Source organism: Methanosarcinales archaeon (genome assembly GCA_014859725.1).
Lineage (GTDB): Archaea > Halobacteriota > Methanosarcinia > Methanosarcinales > Methanocomedenaceae > Kmv04.
This window is the reverse complement of record JACUTQ010000033.1, coordinates 1-17240: the sequence shown is the minus strand read 5'-3', so window position 1 is coordinate 17240 and position 17240 is coordinate 1. Positions and strand designations below refer to the sequence as shown.

The window sequence follows — 17240 nt, the reverse complement described above, 5'->3', positions numbered from 1 at the left end:
TTGAAAGAATTATTAACGTTCAGAGTGCCTGTTCAGTAAGTCGGGGACACGACCTGCGGCTGAGGCAGCGGTGAAAGAACACGGGGACCCGGCAGAACAGTAGGAACTACCAAGAAGCTACCAATATCTACCAATTCGGTAATTTGATGATCATAGTGCTGACGTCAACAAAATGTTAGCCGATTGCGAAAATATTTACTATGATTTGGAGATAAGAGAATTAAATAAGCCATTATTATATAATTCGGTTTAGCGCACGATAAAAGCAAAAAGCGGCTACCACTATCGTTTCATCTATCCCCATACATTTTTATCTAAAAGAAAAGGCGGTTGTGCCTATACTACTATACCCACCGATATTTAAGGGAATCCTAAGCGGAATTTCAAAAAACCGACATCAACCGGCATTGGAAAAATGAGTTTTTAGGGAAACATTCAAAACAAACCTTTGAACTGGAGCTAAAAACCGCAAAAAATAAGAGATCTATACACTATACTGTATGCTTTCCCCATAGCGTTTCTATATCCTCATTTAATCATTTTTTAAACTTCAACATTTTTAGTTTTTCAATGGTTTTCACCATACACTGAGTGTTTTCTTTGGTCTGTTTTTCGAGATGCTCTATAATTTCACCCATCGAAACAACAAGCTTATAGACTTTCATCGGCCTGCCCCTGCCTACTTTAGTGATCTCCCTTTCATCCACCCACCCTAAATTCTTTAACTCCTTAATGGCAATACTAACTTCTGGCTGCCTGAGCTGGGAACCAACTTCCAAGACTATTGAAGTTGCTTCATCAACATTGGAAAGAAATACGAGTGTTGAAGCCACATTCCTCGACAGATTTAAATTCCGTAAGATATCAATTAATTCCAGATCTATATCATCAAAAACTCTTACTTCAGAAGTTCTCATATCACATCACCTAATGTATTATTCCTTAATTTTATTTATAATATAAATAGTTAATTATAATAAATGATATTTAGATGAAGTACAAACTTGAAACGCTGGAAGAGCCTATATTATATATACAAAGACTAACAACAAACTAATACTATGGAATTCAACGAATCAATATTACACGAGGTTATGGAAGCAGCAAAGACAGGTCCTATCGTGGACCGCAAGATTGCATTATACTCTCAGAAAGCATCGGTGCTCCTGAGATACCTGGAACTCTCTAATCCGAAGTTCAGCCGTGGCGGCGCTGCAGGAGAAATGCTTACTCTGATTGCGCCTGAGCGATATCCTGAATTATGGGGGCGCATAGTATCCGAAGTCCAGGCCCCCCGTGAAAAGAAAAAATCAGAGTGGGCAGGTAAGGCAGAACAGCTGAAACATCCTGACAGTGCATTGATGGATCAGGCCCTGGCTGAGACACAGACAAGAAAGGGTCGGATCATAACGGTCTACAGTCCACGGCTGGCAGCGTTATTCCGGTATCTGGATCATACAATTCCCAGGTTCAGGGTTAGCAATCATGCTGCGGAGATGCTTGAAGAGATCCTGGCCAGGGAGTATCCGGAGATGTGGGAAAGGATAGTGGAATGTACTGCAGGGGAGTGAATCTCCACAGATTTGCCGGTTGTGTTGTTGGCGTCTGACCAACTCACAAATGCGAATATTAACAATTCCAAGGCTGGTGGATACTAATATGCTTCTGGATTAAAAGCTTTATTCCGAAATCGCTGTTTTTGATAATCCTGGATGGGTTACATCGGATCCATTGAGAAGAGCGATCAAGGAATTTCCCGGAAAATAATTCGGCAGTTTGCAGCCCTTCATCGTTTTGCTTGAAATAGAAATCCAAAAGGTTTTATTTGCATCAAGCCTCACTTATCCTTATGGCAGAATTCAATGTTCAGAAAAAGCGTGAGCGGATAAATGTTTTTAAGATAGGCAAGGGCTACGTGTTGAAATATTTTTTTGACGATAAGGAGATTTTCAAAAGCCTGGTAGATTATTACAACTCACAAACTTACCAATTCGAAATGAAAAGCGTGGGTGCAAGAAATAAAGTAATGAAGTATCTGGAAATGAAGGCGGGGTTTGATGTTTACATTGTTGAGGATCCAACTGATTTTATGGTGAAGGTCAGCAAGGATAAGAAATATAGTGCTATTTTGAAAAATTCTGTTGATTATCAAGAAACGAAGGATTTAAGAATATTCATAATGAAAGACATGGCAGCCGTTGAGGAGGCTATCAGTTTGGGCGCTGAGAAATATGAGGGGTGAAGTGTCGTGCATAGAGAGGTATGGTAGAAAGATAAATATTAAATATGTCTTTACGAATTTCGAAGAGATTCATGACTATTTCCTTCTTAAAACGCTTTCTAAACAATAAACAGTTAAGGTGGAATCCTCACATAAGTATTTGAGTTCACAGCCGTTACAGAGTCTTTCAAGATCTACCCTTCCAGCATCTAAAGTATCGTTTTCTGAATGAAGTTTGTATAGAAGCTTTAAATACTTCCCCTCAGTTATACGGGGTACTTCATAACGCCGATCAAGTTTATGCCATTCATATACGCCTTTATCTCCTTTTGAAGAGTTGCAACTTTTGCAGGCCATTACAACGTTATCTGAAATGTCAGGACCATTGCGATTGCGAGATAGAAGATGGTCGTATGATAAGTTTTTCGTAGAACCACAATAAATGCATTGATTTTGCATCTCACGCTCTCGAATATATTCTCTAATTGCCCCAGACCATTCAATCTCGTTTGACTGCAATTTCTTAAAACGATTCATAACAAAAGCATACTGCTTCTTCCCCGCTCCTGCGGATTCAGAGATAATTTTAGCATACTGCCAATAAATTAAATCACGAATAGTCTTAACTGCAGATGGTGGCATTCTATTACCTCATTACCTTAATTCTAATAACCTATTTTCAAAATAAAGGTTGCCTCGTAATCCCGAAGTCCCCCCAGGATCAGCGCATACCGCCAAGCAGAGGGCGACCCGTTCTATGTTGCTCCATTAACGCTGGCAATTCGAGAACCACCTATATCCATATGTTTGTAATACACCAGTCTATATGTCAACTTATTTATGCATTTCATTCTGGATTTGTGAGCAATTTCAAACTATGGCAAATTCCGCTTTATGGACATAGGCCATTATTTCATCTTATCCTCAAATAGCCGATCTACTAAAGACCGTACCTGCTCTTCCATATCGATTGAATCTTTAGACAGAGGCATACCGCATTTATAGCAATATTCCGAAGATGGCGGGTTGATTTCATGGCAGCGAGGGCATCTTGAGAGTTTCGGAGTCTCTTCCTTTTGATTCTCAAGACCGTGTTGCTCCATCAGATACTCATCTACGTCATGAGTTGTGAGTCGGGCATACCTTTCAGGTTGCCTGCTATCAGTTTTCCATCCCCTGAGCTTACACATAATAGTCCTGGGCATCTTGTTCTTCTCATCTCGGGTCTGTGCATAATACCTGAAGAGATGAGTGGTAATATTCTTCCTGATTTTCGGTTTGCCACTCTTTTCAGCAAGCTTATTATGGCGTTTTATCAGGCGGTTTATCATCTCCCTAAACCCATAATAATCAAGTGGGATTGGAGTGCACCCCAAATAACGGACAATTAGTTAAGCAATAAATAACTTTGGGGTGTACATATGAAAATCAGACGAACTTACACAAGTGAATTCAAATTGAAAGTCTTACGTGAATGTGAAAATGGTAAGGGCAAGGCACAGCTCAGTAGGGAATATGGTTTACATCCATCTCTCATTTCAAGATGGGAGAGGGAGTTTAAAGAAAATCCTGAGCATGCATTTAGTGGAAACGGAAATCTTTACAAAGAAGATGCAAGAATTGGCGAACTTGAGAGAGTGATTGGTGAACTATATGCTGAGAATTCTTTTTTAAAAAAAGCGTTATCCAACTTGGAAGTGAAGTTGCAGGAACAACGACGAAAGAATACACGGGGGTGATGTATACGCTTATCGATTCATTTTTACCTCAATTCCCCCTATCTATTACCAATGCCTGCTCTTGTCTGGATGTAAGCAGAAGTGGTTATAACGGTTGGGTGAGCAGAAACAGACTACCTCAGCAAATCGATCCTCTTGAGATGCAACTAAAAGATGAGATCCAACAGATAGCCATAGAATTCCCGAAATACGGTTACAGACGCATCACAAAAGAACTGCAACGAAGAGATTTTCAAGTAAATAACAAACTTGTTTTAGAATTGATGCGCGAGGATAACCTACTCTGCATAAAGAAGACCTTTGTCCCGGTGACAACGAATTCAAACCATAACCACAGGATTTATCCAAATATGACCAGGGACATGGAAGTAGCAAGAATAAACCAATTGTGGGTTGCAGATATCACTTATATTCAGTTGCCTAAGGAATTCATTTATCTTGCTGTAATAATCGATGTTTTCAGCCGAAGATGTATTGGTTGGGACCTGGATCGAACTATCGACACTCAGTTGACATTGAATGCCTTAAATAAAGCACTGGAATGTAGGGCAGGCCAGGATATCGATGGTCTGGTACATCATTCAGATCAAGGTGTACAATATGCATCCAATGCATATATCGAATGTCTGAAAGAACACAGTATAGAAATCAGTATGATGAGACGGGGAAATCCCTATGATAATGCGTTTGCTGAGAGTTTTATAAAGACCTTAAAATATGAAGAGGTCTACCTATCGGATTATAGGACTTTCGATGAAGCGTTCGATAATATTGAGAATTTTATAGAGAGTGTCTATAATGAAAAACGACTTCATTCGAAGATAGGATATCTACCGCCAATTGAATTTGAGGAGGCGTTAACTTTAAATAGTGTTGCTTAACTACCTGTCCGCTGGAAGGGGTGCACTCCAGATTACATTCAGGCAATTTATTCAATTTGATCCAAATGGGGGCTTCCGGGTCATCTTTAAAAGGATGAACATTAAGCCACTGTCTTAGATACATAGTTGAAGAAATATAGCGTACAGGTTCACCCCTGAACGTTTTGTCATGCATTGTGACTAGAGCCCCTAACTTATCGAAGCGAACGTGCTTAATTTGCCTTGTCCCGAGTGCCCCGATGCGCTCTCCATGTTCTATGCTCATTTCGATAAAGGCTTTATCTCTAGGGTTTATAGTTGCTTTAGAGATCCATTCCACCTCTTGGTCCGTAGGAATGACCTCTGGGTCTCTGAGCGTCTCTGGCTGCCTGACTTCAATATATTTTACTTCCTCAGCATGCCGTCCAGCTTCCAGTCTACTAAGAAATATCCCTTTATTGGGATATCCTTCAGGATACCCATATTTCTTGCGGATCCATGTCACAAACTTTCTTAAAGAGATCCTATAGCCATGCTGAGACCATGCTTTCTCATGGAAGGGATACTTCTCATCCATCCAGAGTAATAATCGCTTTGTGTCCCTCTCATCATACCAATGCCACTCTTTATTCAACTGCTGCGTGAGAATCTTAATGCGCCGCAGGTGTGTAATAACTCTTGCCATCGAAATGCGTTGCACTTTCCAACCCGTGAGGCAGTCTTCAGTGAAATCCAGAATCAACTCTCTGTTTTCCTCAGAAATATCTGTCTTGAAAATATTGTCTTTAAGCGCAATAAACTCCTTTTCAAAATTATAAAGAGATATACTCATGCCTTACCACCTCTTACTAGCTGATAAATATATTTTAATTAAGTGCGGTGTGAAAGTGATAGGCACTGAACTAATAAATTCATGCACCGACCGGGATTCGAACCCGGGTAGTGGGCTTGGAAGGCCCAAGTCATAGCCGCTAGACCATCGGTGCACGATGGAATTGTTTTTTCAGTATAGCGTTATTCGATTTAATGGTTTCGCAGGAATAGTCCTTAAAGTGGATAATTTGAATATGGTAACAACAATTTCGCTTGAAAACGATAATTATAAATAAAAAGCTTCACTTCTAAAACTTAGTATATTAATACTTAATAAAGTTAGTGAGGTGTAATAATGTCAAACAAAATGAAAATCGGATTTATTGCTTTGATATTTATCATTTCAATTATAGCTTTTTCAGGTTGTGTTGAAAATGATGAACAAGGAGACCAGATCAAGGAAACAACAGAAGTGAAAATAGGTACCTTATTGTCTATTACAGGCGACCTTGCTCCTTACGGAGGGCCAATGCAGGATTCAGCCACACTTGCAATCGAAGAAGTGAATAAGAACGGAGGATTGTTAGGATCCCATGTAACACTTATCAGTGAGGATTCCCAGACCTCAGAGATTGCAGCCGTGGATGGCGCCAATAAACTGGTAAAGATAAATAAGGTCCCTGCAATTATAGGAGCAGCAGGCAGCAGTATAAGCTTATCATTTATTGAAATAACCACAAAAAATAATGTGGTCCAGATTTCACCATCAAATACTGCACCAGACTTTACTACCTATGATGATAACGACTTCTACTTCAGAACTTGCCCGTCAGATGCCCTTCAAGGCAAGGCCATGGCAATACTGGCAATGGATGAGGACTATACTACAGCCAGCACTCTTGTGCTGAACAATGCTTATGGTGTAGGTTTTGAAAAGGTATTTGTAGAGGAGTTCGAAAGCATGGGAGGAGAGGTACTGGATAGGATCAAATATGACCCGCAAGCCAACATATTCGATTCTGAAATAGAACAGGCTTCAAAGAATAATCCGGATGTCATCATACTGATCTCTTACCCTGAGACCGGCAGCCTGATCCTGAAAGCAGCATATGTGAAGGGTGCCATGGACGATACCGAATGGCTGCTGTCTGAAGGATTAAAGGATGAGGGGCTGGCTGAATCTGTTGGCAAGGATGTAAAAGGAAACTACATCATTGCAGGATTCAAAGGTACTGCACCCGATCCCACGGTCACAGGGCCTGCATATCAGACATTCAATGATGCCTATCTGGCAAAATACAGGGTGGTTCCAACCACTTTCACTGCTAATACATATGATGCAGCGGCAGTCATTGCCCTGGCAATCGAAAAAGCAGGAAGTGTTAATGGTACAGCCATAAGGGACAATATCAGAGTTATAGCCAATCCTCCCGGTGTTGAAGTAACAGATATCGGCGAAGGTCTTATGTTGATCAGAGAAGGAAAAGAGATCAACTACCAGGGAGCTTCCGGTGACGTAAACTTCGATGAAAATGGCGATATTACCACTGCATATTATGCCAAGTGGCAGGTAGCAGAAGATGGTAGCGTAGAATGGGGAGATTCAATCGATCTTGGGTGATCGATTCTCTTTTTTTTTCTTTTTTACTCACCCAGATAGAGTTTCAGGACTTTTTCATCTTCCAGCAGGGTTGAGCCCTCACCTTCAAACCTGTTCCGGCCCAATTCAAGTACATATCCCCGGTGGGAAATCGATAACGCTTTTTTGGCATTTTGTTCTACCATCAAGATGGTGGAGCCGGTTTTATTGATTTCCTTGATCTTCTCAAACACGATCTCCCTGAACTTTGGAGACAAACCTGCAGTAGGTTCGTCCAATAGGAGCACATCCGGCTCCAGCATCAAAGACCTGCCCATTGCCAGCATTTTGATCTCTCCCCCACTTAAGGTGGTTGCCCTATGATGCTGCTTTTCCCGAAGCACCGGGAAGATATGGAACACCTCTTCAAGCATGTGATCGATCTCATGTTTAAGGAACCCACCGATCTCCAGATTCTCCATTACTGTTAAAGAAGGAAATGTATTTTTCTCCTGAGGTACAAAACCCATACCCAGGCTTACAATCTTGTGTGTGGTCATACCTGAAATGTCATGTCCCTTAAAAAGTATCTTACCACTTCTGGGCTTTAGCATCCCGATAATGGTCTTGAGCAATGTGGACTTGCCTGCGCCGTTAGGACCGATAATGGATACGATCTCACCAGTTTCAGCAGATATGGATACCCCGTTCAGGATGTCCATGTCAGTATAACCTGACACTACTCCTTCAACATGAAGAATGTTCACTCACCTCCGAGATATGCGTCCAGTACCCTGGGGTCCTGCCTGACATCCTCTGGCGCCCCCTCCAGGATTATCTTACCATGATTCATGAAAATGAGAGTATCACTCACTTCTGTGATCAGAGGCATATCATGTTCTATAATGAGGAAGGTCATGCCCCGTTCCCTGAGCTCTTTAATGCGACTGACCAGTTTCCTGGCCAGGGTGGGATTTACCCCTGCAAAAGGTTCGTCCAATAAAAGCATCTTCGGGTCTGTCATCAGTGCCCTGGCCATCTCAAGCAGTCGCTTCTGTCCACCCGAAAGGGCACCTGCATAATCATCTTTCATATGTGTCAGATCAAAAAAGTCCAGTATCTCAAGTGCTTTTTCTACTGCTTTTGCTTCTTCAGAAGCCACTTTTTTCGGCCTTAAAAATATGTTCCATATCTTCTCACCGCTTTGCATTTTCGGACCCAGCAGCATATTCTCAAGTACGGTCATCCTGGACAGAGCCTTGGTCAATTGGAATGTCCTGACCATGCCTTTGCGGGCCTTTTTAAATGTAGGTAACTGATCCACCCTTTCGTCCTTGAAAAATATCTCACCATTGTCAAGTTTATAGTATCCGGTAATAAGATTGAACAGTGTGGTTTTACCAGCTCCATTAGCTCCGATAAGCCCCCTGATGGTCTGCTCTTCAATAGCAATAGAGGCACCATCAACTGCCATTACACCACCGAAATTCTTTTTCACGTCCCGGACCTTTAGAATTTTCTGTCCCATCTTATTGCCCCAGTGTCAGTTCTTCTTTCCTGCCTAGCAGGCCTTGCGGCTTGTACATCATTAGCAATACCAGTAATAACCCAATGATCATGACCCTTAACGCCGCCATCTGGTGAGATGCCAGTGGTACAAAGTCCTGCAGGTACCGGGTACCGCTATAAAAGGACTGGACTATTATGGCTCCAATGATGGTGCCTTTATTCCTGGCACTTCCCCCCAGTACTACTATGATCCATGCATAGAATGTTTCCATGGGAATAAAGTTGCGGGGATTGATGTATTGGATATTAAATGCCAGAAAGGCACCGGCCAATCCTGCAATTGCAGAGCCGATCATTAACGCCTGTAATTTATAACTGAACACGTCTTTACCAAGGGCATCCGGAACATCCTCATCCTCTCTTATGGATCTTAAGACCCGCCCCCATGGGGAGTGTACCAGTTTCTCAACAAGAAGGTAAATAACCAGCAGTGAGCCGAATATCAGGATAAACAGGAAATAATTGTAATCAAAGGGTACTATTGATTCAAAGGGCCTGTCAAAACCGAACAGTCCCATGGGTCCCCTTGTTAACCATTCCTCATTAAGCAGGAACAGCCTGACAATTTCAGAAAACCCGATAGTTACTATAGCAAGATAATCTTCCCTGAGCCTGAGTGTAGGGATGCCTATTAAAAGGCCAAAAAAACCTGCCAGCACCACACCCGAGATCATAGATATCCAGAGAGGAAAGCCGCTCAGGTTCATCAGTACTGTGGTGTAGGCACCGATGGCTAAAAATCCTACATGACCGAAGTTAATAAGTCCTGTGAAACCCCACTCCAGGTTCAGACCTATTGAGAATATGGCATAGATACCCACGATCAGACTGATGGCTACAAGATAGTCTATCATGCTTTTGTCCCCTTAAATAATCCTTCAGGCTTAACCAGCAATACAAGTATCATAATCGCAAGGCTTACTCCCATTTTGTATTCTGACGGGAGGACAAGCATGCTCAATTCCTGGGACAGCCCTATTACCATTCCACCAACAATGGCACCGTAGGGATTGCCGATACCTCCAAGGATAACGGCTGCAAACATAGGAAGGATGAGGAACCACCCCATATTAGGCCTGATAGTGGTTTCCAGACCGTACAATACACCGGCAGCACCTGCAAGCCCGATCCCCAAAAACCACATCCACATAATGACCCTGTCTACATCAATACCTGATACCCTGGCCAGGTTGATGTCATCAGAGATGGCCCGCATTGCCTTACCTATCCTGGTGTGTTTCAGGAAATAATGGACCAGCACCATGAAAAGGATGGCAGTACCTATTCCTATGAACTGGTAATGGGTCACAGTTACTCCCAGCATCTCTATGCCTTTTCGCACAGGCAGATCAAAGTTCCTGGTGCTGCCTCCCCATATAAAGATTATCACATTCCTGACTATAAGGGCTAATCCTATGGAAATGATTATGAGGCTTACAAGGTCTGCATTCTTCTTTCGCATAGGTTTCCATATCAGGAAGTCCAGGAGCACACCCAGTGCACCTGAAATTGCTATGGCAATAAAAAATGATAATAATATATTGATACCAAGGACGGTATTTAGTACAAAAGCAATATAAGCTCCTAACGCCAGAAAATCAGCATGTGAGAAGTTGGCAAAATTCAGGATACCATACACCATTGTCAGGCCGATGGCAGCAAGGGCGATGATGCTTCCCACGACTATTCCGTTGACTATAAGTTGCAACATGGTCATATTCACTTTTATGCGTTTTCTTCGCTCTGTCCAAATATATGGTTTGAGTTATATTTAGTGTATTTTCAACTATATTAATGCTACCCATTATGATTTTTTCATTGTAGAATGTGCATCATACACATGATTTTCTGTTGCAGTACTACCAACAGGTAGAATAATATTACTCAAAATAATTGCATAACAAATTTGTTATATAACATTTTTGTTATATGAGGCTGTAAAAAAGTTGACCGTAAAATAAACCTCAACACTGCCACTAACCATATACTAAATCATCCGGTTATTTGCAAAACCCCAAAACAAAAATACACCCCCCTACAATACTTACCTTCCATACAATTACTATCCAACCGGAGCCAACCCCATGCAAAAACTGACCCCTGCCATGCGCCAGTACTATGACGCCAAACAGCAGTATCCTGATGCCCTTATCATGTTCAGGATGGGTGACTTCTATGAATCCTTTGGAGAGGATGCAGCCACCATGGCCCGGGAACTTGAAATCACCCTCACTACCAGGGGTAAGGACAAAGAAGGCGAAAAGATGCCCCTTGCAGGTATACCCTACCATGCCCTTGATACATACCTGCCGCGCTTAATAAAGAAAGGGTACAAAGTGGCCATCTGCGAACAGCTTGAAGATCCAAAACAGGCGAAGGGAGTGGTCAAGCGGGGTGTGGTCAGGGTTGTCACGCCAGGTACTATCATCGATTCATCCATGTTCTCAGATTCTGGCAGCAATTACCTGATGTCAGTCGCCGGAAATGGAAATGATCTGGGCATATCATTTCTGGATATCTCAACCGGGGAATTCATGACCACCCAGATACAGGATGTACCCCCCTTTGACAAGATAATGAGCGAAGCCGTACGTATGCATCCTGCCGAGTGCATTCTTCCGCCAGACCTGTTCAGCGGCCTGGCCGAGAGGTTGAAGGCACAATTGAAAGTTGTGGTACACGAGTATAATGCTGATGCATTTGAAGCAGGCATTGCCAGGAAGCGTCTGCTGGAACATTTTGGTGCAACTACCTTAGAGGGTATGGGACTGGAAGACCTCTCAGCAGCAATAGCCTCCTCAGGGGCCGCGTTAGCATATGTACTTGAGACCCAGATGAGGGAACTTGACCATATCCAGACCCCAAGGACTTATTTTGACAACCAGTTCATGGTCCTGGATGCCATCACCCTGCGCAATCTGGAACTGGTAAAAAATGTCCGCGACGGGTCCTTTGAATCGTCACTGCTCAAGGTTATGGATCACACCAAAACACCCATGGGCTCCAGACTGCTGCGCAAATGGATCCTGCAGCCTTTGATCTTGGTAAGAGATATCAACTGCAGGCTGGACAGCGTGGAAGAAATGGCTAAAAACACATTGCTCCGCTATGACCTGAGGACTTTATTGTCCGGGATCAGGGACATGGAAAGGCTTATCGGCAGGATAGTCTACGGCAACGCCAATGCCCGAGACCTGGTGGCACTTCGGACTTCGCTATCAGTTTTGCCTCAGATTAAAACTGCACTGGAAATCGATATTAAATCTGATCAGCTGAACTCTATTAACGAGGGATTGGGTGATTTTTATTCCTTGACAGATCTACTTGAACGCTCCATTGTAGATGAACCCCCCCTGATTGTACGTGAGGGCGGTATGATAAAAACGGGATACAATGCCGAACTGGATGAACTAAAGAATATGGCTGCTCACGGTAAGGAGTGGGTGGCAAAACTCCAGCAGCAAGAACGTGAGCGTTCCGGGATAAAATCTCTCAAAATGGGATATAACAAGGTATTCGGGTATTTCATTGAGGTGACCAAGACAAATCTTTCCCAGGTGCCTGAAGATTATATCAGGAAACAGACCACTGCCAATGCCGAGAGGTTCTATACACCTGAACTTAAAGAAAAGGAAGCAACGATCCTCTCTGCCAGCGACAGAAGTGTAGCTCTGGAACACGATCTGTTCTCGCAGATAGTCTCAAAAATATCTGCCTATGCCAGTGAACTCCAGGAGACTGCTCAATTAATTGGCCAGCTTGATGCTATTATAAGCCTTGCTGAAGCTGCAGTAAACAATAACTATGTCCGGCCCGAAGTAAATGAAAGCTGCAATATCCTGATCAGGGACGGGCGCCACCCGGTAGTTGAACATTCAGTCCCTGGCGGGTTCGTGCCCAATGACACCCAGATGGACTGTGACAGCGACCAGTTCTTGCTCATTACCGGTCCCAACATGGCAGGTAAATCCACATATATGCGCCAGACTGCGCTTATCGTTATTATGGCCCAGATGGGTAGTTTTGTGCCCGCTTCCTATGCTTCCATAGGCATAGTGGATCGAATCTTTACCAGGGTAGGTGCCTTCGATGACCTGGCCAGCGGGCAGAGCACCTTTATGGTGGAAATGGTGGAACTGGCAAATATCCTGAATAATGCCACACCAAAGAGCCTGGTACTACTGGATGAGATCGGCAGGGGTACCAGCACCTTTGATGGGTACAGCATTGCCCGGGCTGTAGTCGAATATATACATAATCGTGGACGGGTGGGTGTAAGGTCGCTGTTTGCAACCCACTATCACCAGCTTACGAATCTGGATTCCCTAAAAAGGGTAAAGAACTACCATATAGCTGTGAAAGAAGAAGGACACGACCTGGTATTTTTACGCAAGATCGTGCCGGGTGCTACTGATAAGAGCTACGGCATCCATGTGGCAAGACTGGCAGGTGTACCTTTGAAAGTTACCCAGAGGGCAAAAGAGGTCCTGGAAGAGGTGGAGTCTGAAAGCATTGGACAAAAAGGCAAGCGAGGTGCCAGGTACACCCAGATGATGTTATTAGGTCCTGAGAATAGTTTGTCCAGTCCTCCAGAGCCAATAATTGAAAGCCTTAAAGAGATGGAACTCGAGAAAATGACACCATTCGAGGCGTTGAATACCCTGTACGAACTAAAAAAGAAGGCAGAAGGAAAAACCACTGATGAATAAGATCAATATCCTGGATGAAGCTACTATCAATAAGATCGCTGCTGGAGAGGTGATCGAGCGCCCCGCTTCTGTAATTAAGGAACTTATTGAGAATTCCATAGATGCAGGAGCCACTGAGATCAAAATTGAGATCAAAGGGAATGGGATTGATTCAATAAAGGTCGTAGATAACGGTCACGGCATGAGCAGGGACGATGCCTCAATTGCTTTTCTAAAACACGCCACCAGCAAGATCAGTAATATCCATGATATCGAGACCGTACGAACAATGGGGTTCAGGGGTGAGGCCCTTTCATCGATCACAGCTGTGGCAAAAGTAGAGATAGTTACCAAACAGGACAGCGATCTGGCAGGGACCCGAATAGCAATCCATGGTGGTGAGGTCAAGAATATTGGTGATACAGGGGCAGCCAATGGAACATCAATGCTGGTCGAGGACCTGTTCTACAACACACCAGCACGCAAGAAATTCTTAAAGACCGGAAGGACAGAACTGGCACATATCGTGGATGTGGTAACCAGAAATGCGCTGGGTCATAACCAGATATCATTTAATCTTTCACATGATGGCAGAGAGCTGTTCCGCTCGCCCGCATCTGGTACACTGTTTGATACCATTGTCCATATTTACGGGCCTGAACTTGCCAGGGATCTGATGCCTGTTGATTTTCGGACAGATCTTGCTGTCATTACCGGATATATTACTAAGCCCGGGATCACCAGGAGTGATAAGGACAGGCAGATATTTTTCATAAATGATAGGCCTGTAAGTTCAAATGCTATCAGTAACGCTCTCAAGCTGGCGTTTTATACCATGCTGCCAAAAGGAAGGTATCCGGCAGCTGTACTGAAAATATCTCTTGATCCTGAAGAAGTGGATGTGAATGTACATCCCACTAAAAAATATGTGAGGGTCAGTCATGAACTTGCCATCATTGAAGCTATCGCAGATGCGGTTAGGAATAGCTTGAATAGCCGGGAACTGATCCCAAAAAAGGAACCGAATATCACGCAGACGGCCTTTTATGGTGAAGTGAAGGAAGTTCCCCTCCCAATACAGGAGATGCGATCTGTTTTCAAGGTGCCACCTGTTGATACCAGCAGGAGGCTCAAACGCACTGAAAGGTTCTTCACTGAAACAGCACTGAATAAAGAATCCCTTCCTGATATTCAGATACTCGGGCAGGTGGATGATGTATATATCCTTGCGAAATCACGGGATGAACTAGTGATTATTGACCAGCACGCAGCTCATGAGCGAATATTATATGAACAGGTATTGGAATCAGACAAAAGAGGTTCCCAGGAACTTATCGCTCCCGTGAACCTTGAACTGGATTCAAAAGAGAGAGTGCTGATAAAGGATTATATTCCCTACCTGGAAGATTTTGGCTTTTCTATTTCTGAGTTCGGGCCTGATTCATTTGCAGTAACCTCGGTTCCAAATATCCTTGGTAAGCTGGAGGAAAGGACAGTGGTGCATGATATCATCTCTGACGTACTTGCAGAAGGGAGAATAAAGGATGAGACTGGAATATTTGAACATGTCAGTAAAAGCACAGCCTGTCGCGGTGCCATTAAGGCTGGTGCAACCCTTTCAAAGGAGCAGATGGAAGATCTGGTGGAACAACTATACAATAGCAAAAATCCATTCACATGCCCTCACGGTAGACCTACTATTGTTGCATTTAATCGGGATGATCTGGATAAATTGTTCAAGAGGATATAATTGGATTTATTGATTATTGTGACCAGGACTTTCATTTCATTTCCCCGATATTAACCGGCCAAATGATGGTTGGGTCTTCAATGGACCAATTGATAATAGCCTCATCACTGATAATTGAATTCGGGATCAACAGCCTCCGGTTATCCCAGGTAGTTATCACAGTATGGCGCAGTCCAAGATCTGTGACCATTCCATATTCTTTATGGATCGTAACAGAATCACCTACCCTGAACGGCTGGAAAATTGCCAGTGATATACCTGAGATGATATTGCCCAATGCATTTTGAGCGGCCAGACCCCCTCAGGCATATATAGATCATTCTAATTAATATATTAAGAAATTTTCGAAACAAAGATACGGAAAAACAAACAAAATTATATTAATCTTCAGGTTGTTTGCCCTGTGGAAACAATGATATTCAAGAATCTAAATGATCTTTCAAATCTGGAATTAACTAATTTACTTGACAGAATGGGTGAAATCCAGGATGTTGTACCCGTTGTATCTGATATATTGAAAGATGTGAAAAAGCAGGGTGATGCTGCTGTCAGGCTGTATACCAAAAAGTTCGACAATATAGAAATCGATGTCATCGAGGTAGATCAAGAATCTATCAATGAATCATTACTCCAGGTAGATCCGGAGATCATTGAACACCTGGAACATGCAGCTTCTAATATCAAGACATTCCACAAAGCACAACTGGGCGAATCCCAATGGTTCATGGAATCCTCTCCTGGTATAACCCTGGGTCAAAAAACCACGCCACTGGCAGCAGTAGGAGCTTATGTTCCAGGCGGGAGGGCAGTATATCCGTCTACTGCACTAATGACTGTGATCCCTGCAAAAGTAGCAGGCGTCAGGAATGTGATCGTTTGCACGCCTCCCGGGCCGGATGGAATCAACCCACTAACATTAGCAGCAGCCCATATTGCAGGTGCTGACCACATATACCAGGTAGGCGGGGTCCAGGCAATAGGTGCTATGGCGTATGGTACTGAGACTATACCTGCTGTAGATAAGATAGTGGGCCCGGGGAATGTGTATGTCACTGCTGCAAAGATGCTGGTAAGGGACCATTGTGAGATCGATTTCCCTGCCGGACCCAGTGAAGTGCTTATCATTGCCGATGAAACAGCTGATGCTGAATTCATTGCAATTGATATGATAGCCCAGGCAGAGCATGATCCAAATGCAGTATCAGTGTTGGTGACCACATCAGAGAAACTTGCATATCAGGTGAGGGATTTTTTAACTGAGATGATCAAGACCGCGAATAGAAAAGATATCGTAAATCAGTCGCTTGAAAATGCTGCGCTTATAGTGGCAGATTCACTTCAGGATTGTATTGACTTTTCCAACAGGTTCGCACCAGAACACCTGGAGATCATGACAAATGACAATTCCAGGGTGCTTAATGATATTATCAATGCAGGTTCGATTTTCTTAGGCAAATATACTCCAGTCTCTGCAGGTGATTATGCTTCAGGTACCAACCATGTACTTCCCACTGCCGGATACGGCAGGATTTATTCAGGGCTTAATGTGGACCATTTTGTAAAGAAATCCACTATACAGCAGATCAGTAAAGAAGGATTGGAAGGGCTTGCAAATACTATTATTTCACTTGCAGAAGCTGAAGGATTAAATGCCCATGCAGAAGCGGTTAAGAAGCGGTTAATTTAATAGTAGCTCTATAGCAATCGATTTTCCGCGAAACCTTTAAATAACTTTGAAAATAACCTAAGATATCAGGTGATTTTATGGAAAATAATAAAAAAGGTCTGATTAATCTTATTATAGGAATCTTATTAGTGATAGTGGGTATTGCATGGTATATTATTGACATTCCTATTCTTTCTGATTATTTTGCTAATCCAATATCGTTCAGTCCATTCTGGAAAATTCTGGTCATATTTTTCTTAGGTATCTTCGGTTTATGTATCTTCTTTATGGGTTTTATCCTGGCATGGATGGGCTGGGACGATTATAAAATGTCAAAGGAGATGGAAGATACAGA

Annotated in this window: 16 protein-coding genes, 1 tRNA gene and 1 pseudogene; 8 read left to right on the top strand and 10 right to left on the bottom strand. The window is 43.0% G+C overall.

All coding sequences use genetic code 11. The annotated features are described in order from the left end of the window. Positions 1-536: 536 nt before the first annotated feature. A complete protein-coding gene (locus IBX40_04455; GenBank protein MBE0523570.1) occupies positions 537-917 on the bottom strand; it encodes an ArsR family transcriptional regulator in 381 nt (126 codons plus the stop codon). A 144-nt stretch (positions 918-1061) separates the two neighbouring features. On the opposite strand from IBX40_04455, the gene IBX40_04450 reads away from it, so the two are divergent. Both IBX40_04450 and IBX40_04445 read left to right on the top strand, forming a co-directional pair. Next, complete coding sequence (locus IBX40_04450; protein ID MBE0523569.1) at positions 1062-1571, top strand: hypothetical protein; 510 nt, start codon at positions 1062-1064, stop codon at positions 1569-1571. Positions 1572-1849: 278 nt separating this feature from the next. Continuing rightward, on the top strand, positions 1850-2242 hold the full coding sequence (locus IBX40_04445) for a hypothetical protein (protein MBE0523568.1): 393 nt from the start codon (positions 1850-1852) through the stop codon (positions 2240-2242). A gap of 75 nt (positions 2243-2317) precedes the next feature. On the opposite strand, the gene IBX40_04440 is transcribed toward IBX40_04445, so the two are convergent. Continuing rightward, entirely contained in the window at positions 2318-2863 is a 546-nt protein-coding gene (locus IBX40_04440; protein MBE0523567.1) for an HNH endonuclease, read from the bottom strand. 266 nt (positions 2864-3129) lie between these two features. Beyond that, positions 3130-3552 (bottom strand): zinc ribbon domain-containing protein, encoded by a 423-nt coding sequence (locus tag IBX40_04435; GenBank protein ID MBE0523566.1) that lies wholly within the window; start codon positions 3550-3552, stop codon positions 3130-3132. Between the two features lie 90 nt (positions 3553-3642). Between IBX40_04435 and IBX40_04430 the strand changes: the two are divergent. Then, positions 3643-4841: pseudogene (locus IBX40_04430) on the top strand (IS3 family transposase). Here IBX40_04430 and IBX40_04425 read toward each other — a convergent pair. Both IBX40_04425 and IBX40_04420 read right to left on the bottom strand, forming a co-directional pair. Further along, positions 4741-5652: a hypothetical protein gene (locus tag IBX40_04425; protein MBE0523565.1), complete on the bottom strand. Its 912-nt coding sequence runs from the start codon at positions 5650-5652 to the stop codon at positions 4741-4743. The pseudogene IBX40_04430 and the gene IBX40_04425 overlap by 101 nt on opposite strands. 82 nt (positions 5653-5734) lie before the next feature. Beyond that, positions 5735-5806 (bottom strand) — tRNA-Gly (locus tag IBX40_04420). Between the two features lie 182 nt (positions 5807-5988). On the opposite strand from IBX40_04420, the gene IBX40_04415 reads away from it, so the two are divergent. Next, positions 5989-7254: an ABC transporter substrate-binding protein gene (locus IBX40_04415; GenBank protein ID MBE0523564.1), complete on the top strand. Its 1266-nt coding sequence runs from the start codon at positions 5989-5991 to the stop codon at positions 7252-7254. Positions 7255-7277: 23 nt separating this feature from the next. Here IBX40_04415 and IBX40_04410 read toward each other — a convergent pair whose 3' ends face one another. Genes IBX40_04410 through IBX40_04395 form a run of 4 tightly spaced genes read right to left on the bottom strand, consistent with a single transcriptional unit; the run spans position 7278 to position 10498 of the window. After that, positions 7278-7934 carry an ABC transporter ATP-binding protein gene (locus tag IBX40_04410; protein MBE0523563.1) on the bottom strand — a complete coding sequence of 219 codons (657 nt, stop codon included), beginning with the start codon at positions 7932-7934 and terminating at the stop codon, positions 7278-7280. Between the two features lie 41 nt (positions 7935-7975). Beyond that, entirely contained in the window at positions 7976-8740 is a 765-nt protein-coding gene (locus tag IBX40_04405; GenBank protein MBE0523562.1) for an ABC transporter ATP-binding protein, read from the bottom strand. A 1-nt stretch (position 8741) separates the two neighbouring features. Next, positions 8742-9635: a branched-chain amino acid ABC transporter permease gene (locus IBX40_04400; GenBank protein ID MBE0523561.1), complete on the bottom strand. Its 894-nt coding sequence runs from the start codon at positions 9633-9635 to the stop codon at positions 8742-8744. Continuing rightward, positions 9632-10498, bottom strand: a complete 867-nt coding sequence (locus IBX40_04395; protein ID MBE0523560.1) for a branched-chain amino acid ABC transporter permease — start codon at positions 10496-10498, stop codon at positions 9632-9634. Before IBX40_04395 ends, IBX40_04400 begins: the two co-directional genes overlap by 4 nt. 367 nt (positions 10499-10865) lie before the next feature. Here IBX40_04395 and mutS point away from each other — a divergent pair, with 367 nt between their 5' ends. Continuing rightward, positions 10866-13490, top strand: coding sequence for a DNA mismatch repair protein MutS (gene mutS, locus IBX40_04390; protein ID MBE0523559.1), 2625 nt, complete (start codon positions 10866-10868; stop codon positions 13488-13490). Next, the gene (mutL, locus tag IBX40_04385; protein MBE0523558.1) at positions 13483-15219 is read left to right on the top strand and encodes a DNA mismatch repair endonuclease MutL; all 1737 of its coding nucleotides are present in this window, start codon (positions 13483-13485) and stop codon (positions 15217-15219) included. The genes mutS and mutL overlap by 8 nt, the downstream gene beginning before the upstream one ends. Before the next feature lie 31 nt (positions 15220-15250). Here mutL and IBX40_04380 read toward each other — a convergent pair whose 3' ends face one another. Further along, positions 15251-15514, bottom strand: coding sequence for a mechanosensitive ion channel (locus IBX40_04380; GenBank protein MBE0523557.1), 264 nt, complete (start codon positions 15512-15514; stop codon positions 15251-15253). Between the two features lie 117 nt (positions 15515-15631). Here IBX40_04380 and hisD point away from each other — a divergent pair, with 117 nt between their 5' ends. Next, positions 15632-16906, top strand: coding sequence for a histidinol dehydrogenase (hisD, locus tag IBX40_04375; GenBank protein ID MBE0523556.1), 1275 nt, complete (start codon positions 15632-15634; stop codon positions 16904-16906). A 77-nt stretch (positions 16907-16983) separates the two neighbouring features. Further along, positions 16984-17240 (top strand): hypothetical protein (locus IBX40_04370; GenBank protein MBE0523555.1); only part of this gene is annotated, 257 nt, incomplete at its 3' end.